Here is a 14,729-nt window from a genome sequence, read left to right on the forward strand (position 1 = left end):
ACAATGTTGCACTTTTTCCATACACTCATATTCGGGGTCTATCCCTATATTGCTTTGACTGTTCTGGCACTTGGCTCGATTATCCGTTATGATCGCGAGCCTTATACATGGCGGGCAAGTTCCAGCCAGTTGTTACGTCGTAAACAATTGATGTGGGGGTCTGTTCTTTTCCATGTCGGTGTGTTGTTTATCTTTCTAGGCCATTTTGTCGGGCTTCTCACACCTATTGCCGTTTGGGACGCTTTGGGCGTTAGCCATAGCTTCAAACAGGTTGTTGCCATGACAGCCGGTGGCATTGCCGGTGCAATGGCCATTATCGGCGCAACAATGCTCGCCCACCGGCGTTTGTTCGACCCGCGTGTCAGGGCAACCTCAAGCACAACAGATACATTGATTATTCTTCTGTTGTGGGCACAGCTTTTCCTCGGCCTTGCAACCATACCTTTTTCGATGCAGCATCTCGACGGGCATGAAATGGTCAAGCTGATGGATTGGGCACAAGGAATATTCACCTTCAACCTTGCAGCTTCAAGCTATATCACCGATGTGGCTTTTGTATTCAAGCTGCACCTTTTCCTCGGGCTCACTATTTTGCTTTTGTTCCCGTTTACCCGTCTTGTTCATATGCTGAGTGCGCCGGTACGTTATATCTGGCGTACGGGATATCAGGTTGTTCGTAAAAAAGATCGCCTGCCTGTTCGCATCCGTGGTGAAGTAACCGATTAAGACTTCGGGTAAAGGAGTAATTGTCTATGGTGACAACGGTAAAAGTCGAGCATTCGGGCTTAAAAAAAATAGTGGTTCCCGCCTCGCCGACAAAGCAGGAAATCGACACGAGAATTCCGCCAAAAGCAAAGCCGTTATTCAAAGAAGTCAGCGTCAATGGCATTGTCATTCCCGAAGTCGATATTCTTCAAGAAGCACAAAATCATCCGGCTCAAACGCCGGGTGAAGCGCTTCTTGAGGCAGCGCGTTCATTGGTAATCCGTGAACTTTTATGGCAGGAAGCAAAAAATAAAAATCTTGTTCCCGATAATGAGGATAGCACACGGGAAGACAGTGTCGGGGAAGATAATGCGGGTGAAGATAATTCCCGGCAAACAAAGCTTGACGCGGCAATCTCAGCCCTTCTTGAAAGTGAAATAAAAACCCCTGAGGCAAGTGAAGACGATTGCAAAGCATTCTACGATCGCGATCCATCACGCTTTTCAACCGAAACGATCTGGCAGGTCAGACACATTCTTATCGGTGCCAACCCGAAAGACAAAAAAGCCTTCGATCAAGCACGCGAGAAAGCTTATGCCATTTTGGAACAGGTGAAAAAAAATCCACATGAATTTGCCACAATTGCGAAAGATATTTCTTCCTGCCCTTCAGCAGCTCAAGGTGGCAATCTTGGTCAGATTACTCGGGGGTCGACTGTGCCGGAATTTGAAAATGCTTTGAAAAAAACAAAAAAAACCGGATTATTAATGCAACCGGTCGAAAGCCGTTATGGTTATCATATTGTCGAAATAAACCAGATTATTCCGGGGAAGATTCTTCCTCTGGAGCTGGTAAAAGAAAAAATTGCTGCCTGGCTCGAGGCATCAAGCTGGTCAAAAGCTGTTCAACAATATATAGCAATTTTGGCTGGAAAATCCCATATCACGGGTATTGATTTAAAACCGGGTGAGGGACCTCTTGTCCAGTAAGGAGTTTAGAGAGTGCAAAAAACACCAGATTCAAAGTTGGTTGATCCTTTCGGCAGAAAGATCAGCTATCTGCGACTTTCTGTAACCGATCGTTGTGATTTACGCTGTGTTTACTGCATGGCGGAAGAAATGGTGTTTTTACCCAAAAAAGAGCTTCTGACGATTGAGGAACTTTACCGTGTTGCGAGCCGGATGATTGATCTCGGTGTCACCAAAATCCGTCTTACCGGTGGCGAACCATTGGTACGCCGCAATATTATGGTTTTGTTCGAAATGCTGGGGAAGCATCTCGGACATGGTCTTGAAGAATTGACACTGACAACCAATGGAACATTGCTTGCCCGTTATGCCGAGGCACTTGTTCAAAATGGTGTCAAACGTGTCAACGTTTCTCTTGATACACTTGACCCTGTCCGCTATCACCAATTGACCCGTCGCGGTGATATTGCCCATGTGCTTGCCGGCATTGACGCGGCACAAAAAGCCGGATTGAAAGTTAAATTGAACGCTGTTGCCATGCGTGGCGGCTTTCTTGGTGAAGTTGACGATCTCATCCGTTTTGCCCATGGGCGCGGTATGGATCTTACAGTCATTGAAGAAATGCCGATGGGCTATACCGGTCACGACCGTTATGAAACCTTCCTGTCACTCAGCGCTTTACGGAAAAGTCTTGAACAACGCTGGACATTGGTTCCGGATGCGCATTGTTCAGGCGGCCCTGCCCGTTATGTAACAGTCAAGGAAACGGGTGGTAGACTTGGGTTTATTACCCCGCTTTCATGCGATTTTTGTGCTTCGTGCAATCGTGTGCGCATCGGTTCGACCGGTAAACTTTATCCCTGCATGGGGCAATCCGGCATGGTCGAATTGCGTGAAGCTATCAGAAGCTCCGAAAGTGATGAAAAGCTGACAGAACTTATCCTGAAAGCAATCGACAGCAAGCCGAAGGGACATGAATTTTCAATCGAAAAAGATGGCATTTGCGGATTAAGCCGTCACATGTCGGAGCTCGGCGGTTGATTGCAGTTCACCTGCGACATAAAAGCTGACAGGGCCGCTTAAACAGAACGGAAAACATCGTTATTTGTAACCGGAATTGGTCGTCGGGCACCAACTCTATAATGCGTTCGTTTTCTTGGTGATGGTCGGAATTACGAGCGCCCGTTTTCAAGCGCATCCTCTGCGGTGTGAGTTAGACGATCAAACCGGATTTTTTTGTCTTTTATCTGATCAAACAGGAAAGTTTCAAAACCTCTTTCCAGCGGCTTTGGACAGGCACGAAAATTGCGCAATCCGTCTGTCCATCAAATAAAATAAGCACTGTATCGGGCTACAGTGCTTATATTCCCGTTTACCAACTTTTTCGGTGATAAACATCGTAAAGAATGCGCTTTTTGAAAAGCGTTCCTGAACTATCTGCCAAGAGACCGCATTTCTCTTTCCCGACAGAAATTCAACCTCAAAGTTTAACTTCCGAAGGCAAAGGTTTGTCGGCGAAAAAGGCGTCAATATTTTCCACCACAAGATCCGACATTCTGTCGCGTGTTTCAACAGTGCCACTGCCATGGTGGGGATAGAGAACCACATTCTCGAGCTTATAGAATGCCGGATTGATATTCGGTTCGTTAAGATAGACATCAAGACCGGCCGTTTCCAATTCTTTGCTTTGCAAGGCTTTAATCATGGCATCTTCATCAATAACCGTACCGCGTGAGATATTAATAAGAGAACCGCGGTTTCCAAGTGCTGCAATCACTTCTTCGGAAATCAGTTTTTCAGTTTCCTTGCCGCCCGTTACTGCAACAACCAGAATATCCGACCACTTGGCAAGTTCGACGAGCGAGGGGAAAAACTGATAATCAATATCCGGTTTTTTGTGGCGGCCATAATAACCGATTGTGAGCCCGCAACTTTCAAATCTTTTGGCTATAGCGTGTCCAATGCGTCCGAGACCAACAACACCGGCGCGTTTTCCGGCCGTTGTTTCTGTTAACGGCATCGGGCCTTTCTTGGCCCACTCGCCGGAGCGCACATAATGATCGCCAAAAACAAGCCTGCGACGGGCGGCGAGCATCAACATCAATGCCACATCGGCAACGTCATCGGTCAACACATCCGGCGTATTGGTTAAACGGATTTTATGATCCTTCAGGTCTTTCAGATTAACTTGATCAAAACCGGCTGTCACACAGGCAACAAGCCCGACTTGTGGCAGTTTCGAAATCAGATTTTTGTCAAAAACAATATTGCCGGTACTGATAACTGCACGACAATCTTTTGCATTTTTTTCAATAAAATCGTCATTATCCTTGACCAAATCCGCGCGTAATAAATGATAACGCTTGTCGATATCTTTCATTTGACGCTCTTCAAGTGGACTTAGTACCAATATATCCTGTTTCACATTATTCTCCCTCTGGTTTTACTAAATTATTCTCCAACAAAAAATATTAATGAATAGAACCTTACTGTCTATCGAAATTTTTAAACTCCACTAAAGTTTTAAATTCTGTTTCCAATGCCGGTCCCGTTTCGTTCCCGCTTTTCTCCGTCGTTATTCCGAAGTGCCTTTAATATCACTGTCAAAAACATTATTATTTGTTCAGTAGATGTCATTTGGCGATTTTTAATTTTAAAAGGAAACACCCGCAATGAATGAAGACCAATCTGTTATCGATCCTCAAAAGCTTGACCGGCTCGCAGAAGTCGCCGTCAAGGTCGGTCTCAACCTGCAGAAAGGTCAAGATCTCGTTCTCACAAGCCCGCTCGCGGCACTCCCACTGGTGCGCCGGATTGCCCATCACGCTTATAAAGCCGGTGCCGGTGTTGTTACCCCTATTTTCAGCGACGAAGAAATGACGCTTTGTCGTTTCAAAGATGCTCATGAGAAGAGTTTCGATAAGGCCGCAAGCTGGCTTTATGAAGGTATGGCAAGAGCCTATGCAAACGGGGCGGCCCGTCTTGCTATCGCCGGTGATAATCCGTCACTTCTTGCTAACGAAGATCCAGCCAAAGTATCACGCGTAAACAAGGCTACATCACTTGCCTATCAACCGGCATTGGAAAAAATTGCCGGTTTTGACATCAACTGGAATATCGTTTCCTATCCCAATCCGTCATGGGCGGCCGTGGTTTTTCCGGATTTGCCAATCATTGAGGCGACAAAAAAACTTGCAGATGCAATATTTGCTGCTTCCCGTGTTGATAAGCCGGATGCAATCGGCGCATGGAATGATCATAATGCCAATCTGAAAAAACATGCAAAATGGTTGAATGACCAACGCTTTTCTGCCCTTCATTATAGTGGCCCAGGAACAGATCTCACAATCGGTCTTGCTGATGGTCATGAATGGCAAGGCGGTGCCTCGAAAGCAAAAAATGGAGTTATCTGCAATCCCAATATTCCGACCGAAGAAGTTTTCACGACACCTCACGCCCATCGGGTTGAAGGTCATGTAAGCTCGACAAAGCCCCTATCCTATCAAGGCACATTGATTGACAACATCAAAGTGCGTTTTGAAAAAGGGCGTATTGTTGAAGCGCACGCTTCGAAAGGCGAAAAAGTATTGCAACAGATACTGGATACCGATGAAGGTGCCCGTCATTTGGGCGAAGTTGCTCTCGTTCCCAATTCATCGCCGATTTCTGCAAGCGGCCTGTTGTTCTATAATACATTATTTGATGAAAATGCGGCCTGCCACATCGCCCTTGGACAATGCTATTCAAAATGCTTCTTGCGCGGCGCCGCACTATCGAAAGAACAAATTGAAAAACAGGGAGGCAATAAAAGCCTTATCCATATCGACTGGATGATCGGGTCGGGAGAAATCGATATTGACGGTATCACCGCTGACGGAAAAAAAGTTCCGGTCTTCAGAAAAGGCGAATGGGCTTAATTACGCCCATTTTTTTGAACAACCCGATTTAAAAATACGGATTTCGTTTTTTATTAAAAATTCGAAATCCGTTTTAACATAACTAAAAACAACAAAAAGGCCGGGGAATAACCCGACCTTCCGTTATGCAATGACTGCCAGTACATCCGTGGTCAATCACCGCTGTATTGAACCTAATTTAGGTGTGTTATCGTGCTTTTTCAAGTAGATAACATTTAATTGTGTTCGATAGATAACAGTTCAGGGTTAACAATCCGTTAATTTTTTACCCCATACAGTCCTATTTTCACGGCATCAGATATTAAACATGTTTTTATAATCCAGTGTGGTTAAAGAACGTTTCGTATCACTTTATTTGATGACAATTTTAAAATTTTTTTGCGACTTATTGTTCGGTAAAAAATACCATTCCACTATCTACAAAATTCAATTTTCCAAGAGAAAAACTTTTCCCCGACCTTAAAATCCGCTCCCGTAACGATTATTTTTAATAAATCAATGTTATATGTCTGAACCGGAGCGGTTGAAATAAACTTCCGCTTATAATCGAAGCAATCGTATATGCCTGAGCTTCCTGAAGTTGAAACTGTTAAACGTGGTCTCGAACCAAGCTTCACCCATGCGAAGATAATAAGCGTCAAGCAGAACCGGCCGGATTTACGTTTTCCATTTCCGGAAAATTTTCAGTCCCGTCTTACCGGTCGTGAAATTATTGGCCTCGGACGACGGGCAAAATATCTGCTTATCCATCTTGATAATGATGAAACCATTATAAGCCATCTGGGCATGTCCGGTTCGTGGCGAATTGAAAACACGACACTTGGTTCCTATTATCATGAAACAAACAAGCTTGCGGCACATGACCATTTTGAAATGGATATCAGAACGACGAACGGTGAGTTTTTACATGCCGTCTATAATGACCCGCGCCGTTTCGGCTTTATGCTTTTGACAAAAACCACAGAGCTGGAACACCATAAATTGTTGGCCCATTTAGGCCCCGAACCAACAGGAAACGGTCTTTCAGGTGCCTATCTCAACGAGGTTTTGCATAACAGGAAAGCCCCCCTTAAAGCCGCACTTCTCAATCAGTCCATCATTTCCGGTCTTGGAAATATTTATGTTTGCGAGGCTTTATGGCGAAGTCATCTTTCTCCAAAACGCAAATCATCAACATTAGGGGCAAAATCTGCGGCAGCGCAAAAAAAATCGGCAATCCTTGCACAAAATATCCGCGATGTTATCAACGAAGCCATCGAAGCGGGTGGCTCTTCCCTACGCGATTACGTTCATGCAGATGGTTCGCTCGGCTATTTCCAACACCGGTTTTCTGTTTATGACCGTGAAGGGGAACCATGCCCCGAATGTGGAAAGGCTATAAAACGAATTGTCCAATCCGGTCGTTCGAGTTTTTATTGCACGCATTGTCAAAGGTAATATCGGGGAAGAGACGTGAGAAATTTACAATAATGCAAAACCGGAAACTTTGTACCGGATATGATGTAACAACTGCTAACAAGTCAAAAATGATGCGAACGGCTTGCAAAACAGCTTAAGAGGCTTAAAGTTGTTTTTCAATTTACTAACTGCAGGTGCATTCCATGCTTGACAAAGTTTTATCCCGTCTTGATGCAAATCTCGATAATAGTCTGCAACATATCTTTGAACTGTTGCGCATCCCTTCCATTTCGACCGACCCGAAATATAAGGATGATTGTCGCAAAGCTGCCGATTGGCTGGTCGATGATTTGAAATCGATCGGTTTTGAAGCCTCGCGCCGCGATACCACCGGCAATTCCATGGTAGTTGCCCATCATCCGGGACCGACAAAAGATGCTCCCCATGTTTTGTTTTATGGCCACTATGATGTGCAGCCGGTTGATCCCCTCAACCTTTGGAAAGATGATCCTTTCGATCCGAAAATAAAAGAGCTCAATGGTGAAAAGGTCATTGCCGCGCGCGGTGCCGGTGACGACAAGGGACAGCTTATGACCTTTGTCGAAGCATGCCGCGCCTTTAAAAAGGAAACCGGCAACCTTCCGGTTGCAGTTACGATCCTGTTCGAGGGGGAAGAGGAATCCGGCTCTCCTTCGCTACAACCATTTTTGCATGCCCACAAAGACGAATTGAAGGCCGATTACGCACTTGTCTGCGACACAACCATGTGGGACGCTAATACGCCTTCTATTTCTATAGCGCTGAGAGGCATGGTCGGTGAGGAAATCATCATCAAAGGTGCCGATCGCGATCTGCATTCCGGCCACTTTGGCGGTGCTGCGGCAAATCCCATTCAAATTCTCGCAAAAATTATTGCCGGCCTGCACGATGAAAACGGCCATGTAACCCTTAAAGGATTCTATGACGGGGTCCAAGAAACACCGGAAGCTGTTTTGAAATCGTGGAACGCACTTAATCGTGGTCCTAAAGAATTTCTCGGACCCGTAGGCTTGTCGATTCCGGCAGGTGAAAAGGGACGCACCGTACTTGAAATGACATGGGCAAGACCGACCGCCGAGGTCAATGGCATTAGCGGCGGTTACGAGGGAGAAGGCTTCAAAACCGTTATTGCCGCCAAAGCCAGTGCAAAAATTTCCTTCAGACTTGTTCACAAACAAGATCCGGCAAAAATCAGAAAATCATTCCGTGATTATGTTCGTTCCCAAATTCCGGCCGACTGTTCGGTTGAATTTAAAGATCACGGTGCTTCTCCCGCAATCAACCTTGCCTATGATTCGGCCCTTGTTCAACTTGCCAAGAAAGCTTTAACAGAAGAATGGAACAAACCGGCTATTCTTGCAGCCATGGGCGGCTCTATTCCGATTGTCGGTGATTTCCAATCTCTTCTCGGTATGGAATCATTGCTTGTCGGTTTCGGGCTCGACGACGATCGCATCCATTCTCCAAATGAAAAATACAATCTCAAATCATTCCATAAAGGCCAACGCTCCTGGGCAAGAATTCTAGCTGCTTTGGGAAACAAATAGGACAATAAGAATGGCTAAAATACGCGTTCACAAAGGTGATTTGCCTGACTTGAAAAATTATAATGTCAAGGAAGTTGCCATTGACACTGAAACTCTGGGGCTTCAGCCCCATCGCGACCGGCTCTGCGTCGTCCAGATTTCACCGGGAGACGGCACTGCCGATGTTATCCAGATTGCCAAGGGGCAAAAGACGGCACCAAATCTTGTAAAGATTCTGAAAGATCCTGACATCACCAAAATCTTCCATTTCGGCCGTTTCGACCTCGCCGTATTGGCTCTGACATTCGGTGTCATGGCAAGACCGGTTTTCTGCACAAAAATTGCCTCGAAGCTCACCCGCACATATACTGACCGGCATGGTTTAAAGGATCTTGTCGCCGAACTTCTTGAAATCAATATTTCCAAACAACAGCAGTCATCCGACTGGGGTGCTGACGAACTGTCTCCCGCACAAGTCGAATATGCAGCAACGGATGTTCTTTATCTTCACCGGTTGAAAGCGATTCTTGCAGCCAGGCTCATCAGAGATGGCCGCGAGAGTGTGGCGAAATCGTGTTTCGAATTCCTGCCGTCAAGGTCGGAGCTTGATCTTATTGGCTTTCCCGAAGTCGATATTTTCGCCCATAGTTGATTCGCAAAACACATTTTTAAATTACAAAACGCCGGTTTTCCGGCGTTTTTTTATACTTTGTTTACCATATTGAAGAGCTTCTTGCCTAAATCGCTCAAAAAAAGGCTCATTCCACTTGCTGTGGCATTTTTGCTACAGACTTTATAGTCGCACAAACTATAGTGGCCTCAATCGCAATACATTTCGCGTGGAGTTAACAAATGAAAATAAAATATCTCGTTGCTGCTTCGGCTTTGGCTTTGACCGCTGCTTCCAGCGCACAAGCTGCTGACGTTGTCATGAATCAGGAACCGGCTCCGGTTGTTGCCGCTCCTGCTTTCTCCTGGACCGGCTTCTATGCTGGTGGTCAAATCGGTGGTTCATGGTCTGATACAGACCAGAAGATCAAAGGCCGTAGCGATGCAAAAGACTTTGCCGGCTTCGGTAAATCCTTCTCACCGGATCCATCAGGTTTCATCGGCGGTCTTTATGCCGGTTACAACTATGATCTTGGCAACAACATCGTTCTCGGTGCCGACACAGACTGGATCTGGGGTGACATGGATGAAAGCGATAGCAAGTCCTACCTCAAAGGCACAGAAGACGAATTCAAAGTTAGCGGCAAGATCAAAGAGAAATGGGCTGGATCAACCCGTGCTCGCATCGGTTACTCGATGGATCGCTGGATGCCTTATTTTGCTGGTGGTGTTGCTTATGCCAAGATCGATTCCGATGCCAAGTTCTCGGATGCTGATGGCGTTTACAGCAAGGCCAGTGGCAACAAGACTTTGACCGGTTACACTTTGGGTGCCGGCGTTGATTATGCCATGACCGACCACATCATCCTTCGTGCTGAATATCGTTACACCGATTTCGGCGACAAGGACTTCGGCAACAAAGACTTCAAATATAACGTAGATTACAAGACCAACGACGTACGCGTTGGTGTTGCTTACAAGTTCTAATTCTTTTCAAAGAATTGAAAAAGAAGCCCTGCAGGAAACTGCGGGGCTTTTTTTATTATCTTGTTCAACCTTTTTATCTCTTGTTTTGACTATTAATAGAACCGGAAGACCTGCATTCAATGGAAAGTTCGTCACAAAACCGGATAAAATGCAGGGCTATTCCATAAAAATGGAACATGGGAAACGGCTCTGGTCTCTTCTCTTTGACACAAAAATCGATTTGGCATATAAGTCGCCGTCTTGAAAAATTAACGGAAAATTTGCGAATCGACGTCGTAAAGCCCGGTTTTGATTCTGGTCAAAAAGCGTTTTCGACACTTTTTTAAAGAAACGACCTGCATTTTTTCTATATTTTTCAACCCTCCTCGCATTTTATTGAGGTTTTTGTTTCAGTTTTTGCGAGGTGTGTCTTTCGTGCTACAGCAATTCTTATCCGGATAAACTATATAAGTTCAGACGGCATTTTATTGCATTGGAGAATAAAAATGAAAATTAGATATCTTATTGCTGCTTCCGCAGCTGCTCTTACAGCAGCTTCTGCAGCACAAGCTGCTGACGTTGTAGCAAATCAGGAGCCAGCTCCTGTTGTTGCAGCACCTGCTTTTTCTTGGACCGGTTTCTATGCTGGTGCCCAGATCGGCGGTTCCTGGTCTGATACAGACCTTAAGGGCAAATACAAAGGTGCAAATGGCGACTGGAGCCGTAGACAAGGCTTCTCTCCTGATCCGTCAGGCTTCATCGGTGGCATTTATGCCGGTTATAACTATGACCTCGGCAACAACATTGTTATCGGTGCTGATACCGACTGGGTATGGGGCGACATGGACGAGAGCGACAAGCGTTCTTACCAGTTTTCTGATGGTTCGGAATTCAGCCTTAACGGTAAGTTGAAGGAACAGTGGGCCGGTTCAACACGTGCTCGCGTTGGTTATGCAGTTGACCGCTGGATGCCTTACATCGCCGGTGGTGTTGCTTACGCCAAGGTTGATTCACACTTCCGCATGAAAGATGCTAGCGGCAATACAATCCCCGGTTATTCAGCTAGCGATAGCGATACACTCGTCGGTTGGACAATCGGCGCTGGTTTCGACTATGCTATGACAGACCACATCATCCTTCGTGCTGAATATCGTTACACAGACTTCGGTGACGAAGACTACAGCAAGAACAACATCAAGTACAATGTTGACTACAAGACCAACGATTTCCGCGTTGGTGTTGCTTACAAGTTCTAATTCAAGCGAACTTTGTTTTGGAAAGGCTCCGTATTTTACGGGGCCTTTTCTTTTTGTCGATTTTTCAGTTTTCTTTCTGTTTCATCTCATGATAAAGCCATGCATCATGAGTGCACATTTTTCTGAACTGTTGACGTTACGAATTATTAGCCCGATCTTCACTCTTGCCTGATAAGTGCAAAGGTTCGAAAGATCGGGAGAGATAATCATTTCGATTATATGACGTTCGACAGGAATTTTTAAACATGTCAAATAAAGACCAAGCCATGGATTATTCAAAAACCCTTTACCTGCCCAAAACCGACTTTCCGATGCGTGCCGGATTACCGCAAAAAGAGCCGGAAATTGTCAAACGTTGGGAAGAGATGGATCTCTACAGCGCACTGCGCAAACAGGCTGTCGACCGGCCGCTATACGTTTTGCATGATGGCCCTCCTTACGCCAATGGAGATATCCATATTGGGCATGCTTTGAATAAAATTTTAAAGGATACAATCGTCCGTTCTTTCCAGATGCGGGGCTATAATGCCAATTATGTACCCGGCTGGGATTGCCATGGGCTGCCTATCGAATGGAAGATCGAAGAAAAATATCGTGCAAAAGGCAAGAATAAAGACGATATTCCGATTAACGAATTCCGTCAGGAATGTCGGGAATTTGCCAAACATTGGGTTAAAACCCAATCGGATGAATTCAAACGTCTCGGCATTATCGGAGATTTCAAGAATCCTTACACAACGATGGCTTTCCATTCGGAGGCACGGATTGCCGGCGAATTGATGAAATTTGCCATGTCCGACCAGCTTTATCGCGGCTCCAAGCCCGTCATGTGGTCAGTTGTCGAAAGAACCGCTTTGGCAGAAGCGGAAGTCGAATATCACGATGTTGAATCCGATACAATTTGGGTCAAATTTCCCGTTCTAAAAGCAAAAGCCGATGATTTGTCAGGAGCCTTCGTCGTCATCTGGACAACGACTCCTTGGACAATTCCCGGTAACCGTGCTGTTGCTTATTCTTCCCGCATTCCTTACGGGCTTTATCAGGTTGTGGACGCTGAAAATGATTATGGCCCGAAGCCCGGTGAAAAACTTATATTTGCTGATGCACTGGCAGAAGAAAGTGCCAAAAAAGCAAAACTGGCTTTCAGAAAACTTCGCTCTTTGAACCCTTCAGAGCTTGAGACGATGCTGCTTTCCCATCCGCTCAAAGGCTTCGCAAATGATTATGCATTCAAAGTTCCTCTGCTTGACGGTGACCATGTAACGGCTGATTCCGGTACGGGTTTTGTTCACACGGCTCCCAGTCATGGGCGCGAAGACTTTGAAGTATGGGTTGCCAATAAAGCAAAGATAGAGGAACTCGGCATTGATTCATCAATTCCATTTCCTGTTGATGATGCCGGTTACTACACCAAGGACGCGCCGGGTTTCGGCCCCGATCGCGAAGGCGGTGCTTCACGTGTCATTGATGATAATGGTAAATATGGCGATGCCAATAAAACCGTTATCGCCCTCTTGATCGAAAAAGATATGCTCTTTGCCCGCGGGCGTATCAAGCACTCTTATCCGCATAGCTGGCGTTCCAAGAAGCCTGTTATCTTCCGGAACACACCGCAATGGTTTGTCTATATGGACAAAAAACTTGCTGACGGCACCACATTGCGCGAACGTGCCCTCAAAGCGGTCCAAGATACACGTTTTGTGCCACCGGCGGGACAAAACCGTATCGGCGCCATGATGGAAGATCGTCCCGATTGGGTATTATCCCGTCAACGTGCATGGGGCGTTCCCATTGCAATTTTCGTCAAAGAAAACGGAGAAATTCTCAAAGACGAGGCTGTCAACAAGCGCATTGTCGATGCTTTTGAAAAAGAAGGTGCCGATGCCTGGTTCAAGGAAGGCGCGAGAGAACGTTTTCTGGGTGAACATGCAAAAGAAGATTGGCAACCGGTTCATGACATTCTTGATGTCTGGTTCGATTCGGGCTGCACACATGTCTTTACCCTTGAGGATCGGCCTGATTTGAAATGGCCGGCCGATCTTTATCTTGAAGGATCCGACCAACATCGTGGATGGTTTCATTCATCCATGTTGGAAAGCTGCGGTACCCGCGGAAGAGCACCTTATAATGCTATATTGACGCACGGTTTCACACTCGACGAGCAAGGCAAAAAAATGTCGAAATCGTTGGGAAATACTGTGGCTCCGCAAGACGTTATCAATACTTCCGGCGCCGATATTTTGCGCCTTTGGGTCATGACAACCGATTATTGGGAAGATCAGCGTCTGGGACGAAATATCATCCAGACCAATGTCGATTCCTATCGTAAACTCCGCAATGTCATCCGCTGGATGCTTGGTACTCTCGCCTATGACGAGGGTGAAAACATTGCCTATCAAGATATGCCTGATCTTGAAAAGTTCATGTTGCATCGCCTTTATGAACTGGACGGGCTTGTCAACGAGGCTTATGACGGTTTCGATTTCAAACGCATTACCCGTGCATTGCTTGATTTTTCAATCGTCGACCTTTCTGCTTTCTATTTCGATATCCGGAAAGATTCGCTTTATTGCGATGCGCCTTCTTCAATAAAGCGCAAATCCGCGATCCATGTTGTGCGCGAGATATTTGAACGCATGGTCACATGGCTTGCCCCGATGCTTCCATTCACAATGGAAGAAGCCTGGCTGGAGCGGCATCCGGAAAGCAAATCGGTTCACTTCGAACAGTTCCGTAAAACGCCCGATAGCTGGTGTGATAACGAATTGAACGAGCGCTGGCGCAAAATTCGTCAGGTCCGTAAAGTCGTGACAGGTGCTCTTGAACTTGAACGAGCTGAAAAACATATCGGTTCTTCATTGGAAGCAGCCCCCGTTGTCTATATTTCCGACCTTGATTTGTTGAAAGCTGTCGAAGGTATGGATATGGCAGAAATATCAATCACAAGTGATATTGTCATTACCAATGCTGAAGCACCGAAAGATGCTTTCCGACTTGATGATGTCAAAGGCGTTGCTGTGGAATTTCATAAAGCCGACGGTAAGAAATGTGCCCGTTCATGGCGCTATACTCAGGATGTCGGGAGTGATCCCGAATATCCGGATGTATCGGCACGTGATGCAGCAGCGTTGCATGAGCTTCATGCACTCGGAAAGATCTGATAAATAAAAAGCACTGGCAGAGCTATTGCTTTGCCAGTGGCCAACACATCATACGACGTCATCATCCTTCCTTATTGCCGGGGGGATTGCCGTCAAGGCACATCTCATGCTAAGGGTTTGGTCTATAAGTGCCAATTTTTGGCGCAAAAAGGTGTCGTTATCTGCCCGCGGGGTGGAGTAGTAA

Annotated in this window: 11 protein-coding genes; 10 read left to right on the forward strand and 1 reads right to left on the reverse strand. The window is 46.0% G+C overall.

Annotated features, from left to right (window positions below; all coding sequences use genetic code 11):
- The first annotated feature begins 3 nt into the window (after positions 1 to 3).
- The 3 genes from narI to moaA are packed head-to-tail and all read left to right on the forward strand — an operon-like array spanning position 4 to position 2,714.
- A complete protein-coding gene (gene narI, locus H3V12_RS07010) occupies positions 4 to 726 on the forward strand; it encodes a respiratory nitrate reductase subunit gamma (RefSeq protein ID WP_075869793.1) in 723 nt (240 codons plus the stop codon).
- 26 nt (positions 727 to 752) lie between these two features.
- The gene (locus tag H3V12_RS07015; RefSeq protein WP_210326803.1) at positions 753 to 1,694 is read left to right on the forward strand and encodes a peptidylprolyl isomerase; all 942 of its coding nucleotides are present in this window, start codon (positions 753 to 755) and stop codon (positions 1,692 to 1,694) included.
- Between the two features lie 12 nt (positions 1,695 to 1,706).
- Positions 1,707 to 2,714, forward strand: coding sequence for a GTP 3',8-cyclase MoaA (moaA, locus tag H3V12_RS07020; RefSeq protein WP_198214053.1), 1,008 nt, complete (start codon positions 1,707 to 1,709; stop codon positions 2,712 to 2,714).
- Between the two features lie 439 nt (positions 2,715 to 3,153).
- Here the strand turns inward: moaA and H3V12_RS07025 are convergent, their stop codons facing one another.
- Entirely contained in the window at positions 3,154 to 4,098 is a 945-nt protein-coding gene (locus tag H3V12_RS07025; RefSeq protein WP_198214054.1) for a 2-hydroxyacid dehydrogenase, read from the reverse strand.
- A 247-nt stretch (positions 4,099 to 4,345) separates the two neighbouring features.
- Between H3V12_RS07025 and H3V12_RS07030 the strand changes: the two genes are divergently transcribed.
- The 7 genes from H3V12_RS07030 (at position 4,346) to ileS (ending at position 14,545) form a co-directional block, all read left to right on the forward strand.
- Positions 4,346 to 5,590, forward strand: coding sequence for an aminopeptidase (locus H3V12_RS07030; protein WP_198214056.1), 1,245 nt, complete (start codon positions 4,346 to 4,348; stop codon positions 5,588 to 5,590).
- 561 nt (positions 5,591 to 6,151) lie between these two features.
- Positions 6,152 to 7,027 carry a bifunctional DNA-formamidopyrimidine glycosylase/DNA-(apurinic or apyrimidinic site) lyase gene (gene mutM / locus H3V12_RS07035; RefSeq protein ID WP_198214058.1) on the forward strand — a complete coding sequence of 292 codons (876 nt, stop codon included), beginning with the start codon at positions 6,152 to 6,154 and terminating at the stop codon, positions 7,025 to 7,027.
- A gap of 164 nt (positions 7,028 to 7,191) precedes the next feature.
- On the forward strand, positions 7,192 to 8,574 hold the full coding sequence (locus H3V12_RS07040) for a dipeptidase (protein ID WP_198214060.1): 1,383 nt from the start codon (positions 7,192 to 7,194) through the stop codon (positions 8,572 to 8,574).
- A gap of 10 nt (positions 8,575 to 8,584) precedes the next feature.
- Complete coding sequence (locus tag H3V12_RS07045; protein ID WP_075869787.1) at positions 8,585 to 9,205, forward strand: ribonuclease D; 621 nt, start codon at positions 8,585 to 8,587, stop codon at positions 9,203 to 9,205.
- A gap of 200 nt (positions 9,206 to 9,405) precedes the next feature.
- Positions 9,406 to 10,149, forward strand: coding sequence for an outer membrane protein (locus H3V12_RS07050; RefSeq protein WP_075913537.1), 744 nt, complete (start codon positions 9,406 to 9,408; stop codon positions 10,147 to 10,149).
- 485 nt (positions 10,150 to 10,634) lie between these two features.
- Positions 10,635 to 11,384 (forward strand): outer membrane protein, encoded by a 750-nt coding sequence (locus tag H3V12_RS07055; RefSeq protein ID WP_198214062.1) that lies wholly within the window; start codon positions 10,635 to 10,637, stop codon positions 11,382 to 11,384.
- Positions 11,385 to 11,629: 245 nt separating this feature from the next.
- A complete protein-coding gene (gene ileS, locus H3V12_RS07060; RefSeq protein ID WP_198214064.1) occupies positions 11,630 to 14,545 on the forward strand; it encodes an isoleucine--tRNA ligase in 2,916 nt (971 codons plus the stop codon).
- Positions 14,546 to 14,729: the final 184 nt, after the last annotated feature.

It is taken from the genome of Bartonella sp. W8167 (genome assembly GCF_016100335.1).
In the GTDB taxonomy this organism is placed as follows: domain Bacteria; phylum Pseudomonadota; class Alphaproteobacteria; order Rhizobiales; family Rhizobiaceae; genus Bartonella; species Bartonella apis.

Excerpts from the sequence above, each read along its gene's own strand:
- H3V12_RS07015 (WP_210326803.1), top strand. The coding sequence starts at position 753 with ATGGTGACAACGGTAAAAGTCGAGCATTCGGGCTTAAAAAAAATAGTG.
- narI (WP_075869793.1), top strand. The coding sequence starts at position 4 with ATGTTGCACTTTTTCCATACACTCATATTCGGGGTCTATCCCTATATT.
- H3V12_RS07040 (WP_198214060.1), top strand. The coding sequence starts at position 7,192 with ATGCTTGACAAAGTTTTATCCCGTCTTGATGCAAATCTCGATAATAGT.
- H3V12_RS07045 (WP_075869787.1), top strand. The coding sequence starts at position 8,585 with ATGGCTAAAATACGCGTTCACAAAGGTGATTTGCCTGACTTGAAAAAT.
- H3V12_RS07050 (WP_075913537.1), top strand. The coding sequence starts at position 9,406 with ATGAAAATAAAATATCTCGTTGCTGCTTCGGCTTTGGCTTTGACCGCT.
- ileS (WP_198214064.1), top strand. The coding sequence starts at position 11,630 with ATGTCAAATAAAGACCAAGCCATGGATTATTCAAAAACCCTTTACCTG.
- H3V12_RS07030 (WP_198214056.1), top strand. The coding sequence starts at position 4,346 with ATGAATGAAGACCAATCTGTTATCGATCCTCAAAAGCTTGACCGGCTC.
- mutM (WP_198214058.1), top strand. The coding sequence starts at position 6,152 with ATGCCTGAGCTTCCTGAAGTTGAAACTGTTAAACGTGGTCTCGAACCA.
- H3V12_RS07055 (WP_198214062.1), top strand. The coding sequence starts at position 10,635 with ATGAAAATTAGATATCTTATTGCTGCTTCCGCAGCTGCTCTTACAGCA.